Annotated in this window: 6 protein-coding genes and 1 pseudogene; 4 read left to right on the top strand and 3 right to left on the bottom strand. The window is 63.7% G+C overall.

What is annotated here, in order from left to right; genetic code table 11:
- From MOV75_RS24205 to MOV75_RS24190, 4 genes are all read left to right on the top strand, one after another.
- On the top strand, window positions 1-752 hold a 752-nt coding region (locus MOV75_RS24205), incomplete at its 5' end, for a condensation domain-containing protein (protein ID WP_247006746.1).
- A 131-nt stretch (window positions 753-883) separates the two neighbouring features.
- The gene (locus MOV75_RS24200) at window positions 884-1,054 is read left to right on the top strand and encodes a hypothetical protein (protein WP_246922565.1); all 171 of its coding nucleotides are present in this window, start codon (window positions 884-886) and stop codon (window positions 1,052-1,054) included.
- Between the two features lie 236 nt (window positions 1,055-1,290).
- Window positions 1,291-2,022, top strand: coding sequence for a 4'-phosphopantetheinyl transferase superfamily protein (locus MOV75_RS24195; protein WP_246922568.1), 732 nt, complete (start codon window positions 1,291-1,293; stop codon window positions 2,020-2,022).
- Window positions 2,019-2,999: an LLM class flavin-dependent oxidoreductase gene (locus MOV75_RS24190; RefSeq protein ID WP_246922571.1), complete on the top strand. Its 981-nt coding sequence runs from the start codon at window positions 2,019-2,021 to the stop codon at window positions 2,997-2,999. Before MOV75_RS24195 ends, MOV75_RS24190 begins: the two co-directional genes overlap by 4 nt.
- A gap of 157 nt (window positions 3,000-3,156) precedes the next feature.
- Here MOV75_RS24190 and MOV75_RS24185 read toward each other — a convergent pair whose 3' ends face one another.
- From MOV75_RS24185 to MOV75_RS24175, 3 genes and pseudogenes are all read right to left on the bottom strand, one after another.
- Complete coding sequence (locus tag MOV75_RS24185) at window positions 3,157-4,182, bottom strand: histone deacetylase family protein (RefSeq protein WP_246922575.1); 1,026 nt, start codon at window positions 4,180-4,182, stop codon at window positions 3,157-3,159.
- A gap of 284 nt (window positions 4,183-4,466) precedes the next feature.
- Window positions 4,467-5,408, bottom strand: a complete 942-nt coding sequence (locus tag MOV75_RS24180) for an SMP-30/gluconolactonase/LRE family protein (protein WP_246922578.1) — start codon at window positions 5,406-5,408, stop codon at window positions 4,467-4,469.
- Window positions 5,365-6,113, bottom strand: a pseudogene (locus tag MOV75_RS24175) (sugar dehydrogenase); the annotation flags it as partial. The gene MOV75_RS24180 and the pseudogene MOV75_RS24175, both read right to left, overlap by 44 nt.

Raw genomic sequence — 6,113 nt, 5'->3', positions numbered from 1 at the left:
AGGCTGCCGACTGGACCGAAAATTTACGCGGCGCGGCCCCCGTCTTCGACGGCCAGTCAACCCCGGGCGCGTCCAGCGGGCACCATCCGGTCAGTCTCGAGCGTGAGCTGATCGGGCGGCTCAAGACGTTCGCCGGCCAGCACAACAGCACGCTCTTCATGTGCCTGCTCACCGGCCTGAAGGCCCTGCTGCTGGCCCGGACGGGCCGCTCCGACATCATGGTCGCCACCGCGATGGCGAATCGCGCTCAGCCCGACACCGACCGCATCGTCGGCCCGTTCGAGAACACGGTGATCGTCCGCACGACGATCACGTCCGAGCTGTCGTTCGCGCAAGCGTTGGCCGAGGTCCGCCAAAGTGTGCTCGACGCCCATGCGCGGCAAGAGCTGCCGTTCAACCTCCTGGCCGACCATCTGGAGCGGGAAGGGATTGATCCGGCCTCGGTGCTCCAGGTCTATTTCACGCTGCAAAATCCGCTGCGCCGGCCGCTCGATCTGCCGGATCTTGCGACGGAATCGATCGGCAACATCGCGCGCGAAGGCCAGCCGGTGCTGCCGATCGACCAGACCTGGCTGTCGCTGATGCTGAAGGAGCGTCCGACCGGCATCACCGGCTCATGCAATTACAAGCGCGAGCTGCTGGACGGCCCTATGGTCGGCGCGTGGATGAAGGATCTCGTCGCGCTATTGGTGGCTGCCGTCGCCCAACCCAACTTGCCGCTCGGCCGACTGCTCGCTCGCAAGGCGGCGTGACATGCCGTGCCAACACGGGTTCACTCGCCAAAGCTGTGAATGAGCAAGTTGCATCTTGCTTATTTGGCGCCACCGCGCAAGATTATTCCTGCGTTTTGATTTGGACGATTATTTTCAACCGGGGGAGTGTTATGGGTTTCATCAAATTTACCAAGGGTACCTCGTTGAGCGACAAGGACCGCAAGGCCCTCCTGAAGCTGCTGGGTGCCGAGAAGAAGAAGCTCCAGTCCGCGCTGAAGGACGTCGATGCCAGCCTTTCGGTGCTGGGCGGCGCGAAGAAAGCCAAGAAGAAGAAGAAGTAGTAAGATTCGTCGGCCGGGACGCCGTACCAATCTTCAGGCTTCACTTTACGGACATGGGTCGCTCGCGTGTCGAGCCGGGGTCTCGCACAAGCTTGCGCCGGTAAACCGGCCTGCAAATCGACAAGAAATCGCCCGGGTGGATCGCTAGAAGCGATCTGCTTGGATGATTCTTGCTCAGTTGTTTCTTCCGTCGGGACCGGGGATTTTCCCTCGGCCTGACGCAATAGGCCCAATTGATGGCGAACGACAGAATTGAACTCTTTGTCGGACTGATCGAGTCCATTGACGTGCCGGGCGCGGTCGAGACGTGCCGGCGGCTGCTCTCGGTCGACGAACGGGTCCGTGCCGATCGCTTCATGTTCGAGCGGCATCGGCGGCAGTATATTTTCGCGCACGCCATGCTGCGCCTGGCGCTGTCGAAAGTCGCCCCCAACGTCGCGCCGGCCGATTGGTCCTTTGGCGCCGGCCGCTACGGGCGGCCGTTTGTCGCAGCCCCCGCGACCTCGACCGCGCTGCATTTCAGCCTGTCTCACGCCGACGGCTGCGTCGCCTGCGTCGTGTCGAAGCATGAGACCGTCGGCGTCGATGTCGAAACCGTGTCGCAGCGGGTGGCGCCGCTGTCCACCGCGCTTCGCTTCTTTGCGCCGGAGGAGGTCGAAACGCTGCGCGGACTGCCGGCGCCGGCCGCGATCGAGCGCTTCTTCGACTACTGGACGCTCAAGGAGGCCTATCTGAAGGCCAGGGGCTTTGGGCTCAATTTGCCGCTCGACGCCTTCGCGATGCAGGTGTCACGCGAGGCCATCGAGATCAGCTTCAAGCCGGATATCGCCGACGATCCCGATGGCTGGCGCTTCTCGCTGTGCTCGCCATCGCCCTCGCATCGCCTCGCGATCGCCGACGGCTCCCGCGCCAACGGTGGCCTTCCCATCAGCTGCAATGCCTGGCCACTCCAGGAAGCGGCTGAATGACGCCGCCGCGGCTGCGCGTCTTTCCAGCGATTTCGCGCAACCGCGACCCCGGGAAATATATCGGCGAGCTGATGCGGGTGGCGCAATTCGCCGACAGCAACGCCTTCGAAGGCATCCTGCTGTTCGAAGGCAATGACGTGTTCGTCGAGCCCTGGGCGATGGCCCAGCACATCATGGCTGCGACGAGGCGATCTTCGCCGCTGATCGCCGTCAACCCGGTCTACATGCACCCGTTCACGGCGGCGAAATTCGTCTCGTCCTTTGCGCAGCTCCACGGCCGTAAGGTCTATCTCAACATGATCACGGGGACGGCGGTCAGCGACTTACAGGGCCTCGGCGACGACCAGTCCCATGCCGACCGCTATATCAGGCTCGGCGAATTCGTGGAGCTGATGCGCCAGTTGCTGGCGAGCCCGCGGCCGGTGAGTTTCGAGGGGCGTTTCTACCGCGCGCACCATCTGCAACTTCGCCCGCGCCTGCCGCCAGAGCTGATGCCGGAATTCCTGATCGCAGGCCAGTCCGAGGCGGCCCAGCGGGTGGCGAAAGAGACGGGCTGCATCAAGATGCAGATGTTGCCGCCCGATCTCGATCACGGCCTCCACTCGCCCGGCATGAATTTCGGCATCTTCGCGCGCGAGGGACGCGAGGAGGCGCGGCAGGCCGCGAAGCTACGCTTTCGCGACAACCCCGATGATCGCGAGCTGCTCGTGCTCACCATGGAGAACACCGACTCGGTATGGAAGCGGCACCTCTATGCCGGCCAGAGCGGCGAGCTCCGGGACAATGGCTACTGGCTGCTGCCGTTCCTGACCTTCCAGGCCGATTGCCCCTATCTCGTCGGCAGCTACGAGGAGATCGGCGCGAAGCTGAAGGCGTTCGCGGCGAAAGGCCTGACCACGATCATGCTCGACATGGTCGCTGACGAGTCCGAAATGCGGCACGTCTGCAAGGCGCTCGCGGCGAGCGGGATGTTCTGACTATTCTCCGTCATTGCGAGCGAAGCGAAGCAATCCAGAATCTTTCACCGGCATTAGTCTCGATTGCTTCGTCGCATCAGCGCAAAATTGCTACGCAATTTTGTCGCGAGCTCCTCGCAATGACGATGTGGATGCAGCACGGTCAATTCAGCGAAAATCACCGCGCGTCTTCGAATCCCGCCAGCACCGAGGTCAGGTTCGCGCCCAGAATATCCGAGAGATAGCCGCCCTCCTGCACGAACACGGTCGGCAGGCCCATCCTGGCGATGGCCTGGCCGATACGGCGGAAGCCCGGCGTGGTAACGGCCAATCCCTTGAGCGGATCGTGCTCGGAGGCATCGAGGCCGAGCGCGATGACGAGGGCGCCGGGGGCAAAGGACTCGATCGCCTTGCGCGCGACGTCCAGGGACTGGATGTAGCCATCGTCGCCGGTGCCGATCGCCAGGGGGATGTTGAGATTGGTGCCGAGGCCGGGTCCTTCGCCGCGCTCATGGGCATAGCCCCACACGTATGGATAATAAGCGATCGGATCGGCATGGATCGATATCGTGTAGACGTCCGGCCGGGCGTAGAAAATGCCTTGCGTACCGTTGCCGTGATGGACATCGACGTCGAGGATCACGACGCGCTCGTGCTTCTGCCGCAGATGCGCGGCGGCAATCGCGCTGTTGTTGAGGAAGCAGAAGCCGCCGGCCATGTCGCGATAGGCGTGATGACCGGGCGGACGGCAGAGCGCATAGGTCGCATCCTCGCCGTCCATCACCATCTGCGCGGCGGTGACTGCGACGTCCGTCGCGGCACAGGCTGCAGCCCAGGTGCCCGGACCGATCGGTGCCGCGGTGTCGGCGGTGTGCCAGCCGAGCTTGCCGACGATGTGGGTTGGATAGGTGGCAGCATGACGCACGGGATGGATGTTGCCGATCATCTCCGGGCCGGAATCGCCGAGCGCGGTCCAGGCTTCCCAGGCTTCGCTCAGGAACGACAGATATTCCGGACTGTGAATCCGTGCGCGCGGCCCTTGCCCGAACGTGGTCGGCTCGACCAGCTGGTGCCTGCCGTCCTTCAATCCCTTGAGCAGGCGGTCGGCGCGCTCGGGCTGCTCGGTGGTGCGCTTGACGACGCCGCGGACCAGGAAGAATTGCGGATCGTGGCTGCGGTGCAGTTCGGTATGGACGGCTTTCACTCAAACACTCCGTAGGTCGCTTCGACGGTGCCACAGAGTCTTGATCGCTGCGGCGGCAGGATGCAAGCAAGAAGAATGCCGCGCCTGTCGCGTGAGGCTTGGTCGCTGCAACGAGCGAGGTGCACTCCCTCTCCCGCTTGCGGGAGAGGGTTGGGGAGAGGGTGTTTCCGCAATGGGACAATCCCCAAGAGGAGAGAGTCCTCACCCGCGCCTTCGGCGCGACCTCTCCCGCAAGCGGGAGAGGTGAACCACCAGCGGCAACCGTTTCAACCTAAAGCCATTGCTCAGCAGCGCCCGCGCTGGAGACAGTGCTCGCGGCCCTGCTGATCGGTGCGGAAGGATTCGATGAAGCCGCCCTGACGCTGGGTGACGAAGACGGTCTTGCCATCGCTGCCGCCGAAGGCGAGGTTGGTCGGCTCCTTTCCCTTCAGCGCGATCTCCCGCTCGACCGCGCCATTGGGCTTCATCAGCGCAACTGTCCCCTTGAGAATACGCGCGACATAGAGACGGCCGGCAATATCGGTGCGCAGTCCGTCGACGGTGTCGGGCTGAAATGCCTTGACCAGCTTTGCAGCCGTCAGCTCATTGCCGTTGATCGCATAGGACCAGATCTGGCCGCTGCTGGATTCCCCGACATAGAGCGTCTTGCCGTCGGGGCTGAGATCGATACCGTTGGTGGTGCCCATCGCGCGCGGCGCCGACATCACTTGTCCCTGCACCGTGCCGTCGGCGGCTTTCGCAATCCGCCAGACGTGGCCTTCCCTGCCCTTCCAGTTCGGATCGCTCGCATAGATCGTGCCGTCGCGGGCGATCGTGATGTCGTTGGGCTGGTTCATCTCGTCGGAGTGAAACCAGATGCCCGGCTCGGTCGCCCCCTTAGGAATCGCGAAGATGTTGTGCTTCTTGTAGTCGGCGATGAACATGGTGCCGCTGCCATCGAAGCGGATGGCATTGCCGACACTGCCCTCGGGCAGCGCCATGAATGGCTCCGACGCCGCACCGCCCGCAGGCAGCCTGCCGATGGTGCCGGGCTTGCCGAGATTGACCACGAACAGATTGCCATCGAGGTCAGAAGCCGGGCCCTCGATGCCGAAGGTATATTCGCCGGCGGGCGTCACCTGCACGCTTTCGAACAGCTTCGTTTCCGCCTGGGCGGACGCCGTCGCAACGACGAGGAGGACGCTACTGCACAGGCACCAGAAATTCCTGCCGGATGTAATAGCCATCGCCGTCGCTGCACTCGCCATTCAGGTAGGGGTCGGCCGGGCGGAAGAATCGGCTGAAGCCGGGTTTGTCTACAGCGCTCCTTTGTGTCACGACAACGACCTTCGCAGCCGGTATTTCGCCGCATTCCTTGTTCGTTTTGCCAAAGAACTTGCGCTGCGGCGGGCCGGGCTTGATCCGCATCCGTGTGCCCGGAACCATGTTCGCAACGAGCAAGTCCATTGTGTCGAGCAGGCGCGTGTAGCCGGGCTCGGTCTTCGGCAGGCTCTCGCCGCCTGGCGGCATCAGTTTCTCCGCGCCAATGCCGCGCAGGCGCGCGCGCAGCTTGCCGGCATAGGGATCGCCCGGATAGATCCAGCCGTCCTGGGCCAGCATGAAGCGGAGCGCTGCCACGTCCTTTTCAGTCTCCGACTGGCCTTCCTTCAAGCCGAAATCGGAATGGCAGCCGGCGCAATGCTTCTCGACGAGGCCTTTGCGTAGCGTGGTCAGCCGGACGCTGTTCTGCGCATCCCTCGCAACGAAGGCCACGAGCTGGTCGATCATCGCCTGGCTGCGCATGTCGCAGGGCAGGGACGGTTGCGGATCACCCGTGGCGCGATCGATGCGGATCACGGTCTGGTTCTTGTCCTCGACCAGCCAAATGGCGCCGTCCTCCGCGACCGCCATGCCGACCGGCGCGCCTTGAGGCCGGGCGCCGTTGACGCGGT

The sequence above is a fragment of the Bradyrhizobium sp. PRIMUS42 genome, from assembly GCF_023006515.1.
GTDB lineage: Bacteria > Pseudomonadota > Alphaproteobacteria > Rhizobiales > Xanthobacteraceae > Bradyrhizobium.
This window is presented reverse-complemented; position numbering and strand designations above follow the sequence as displayed.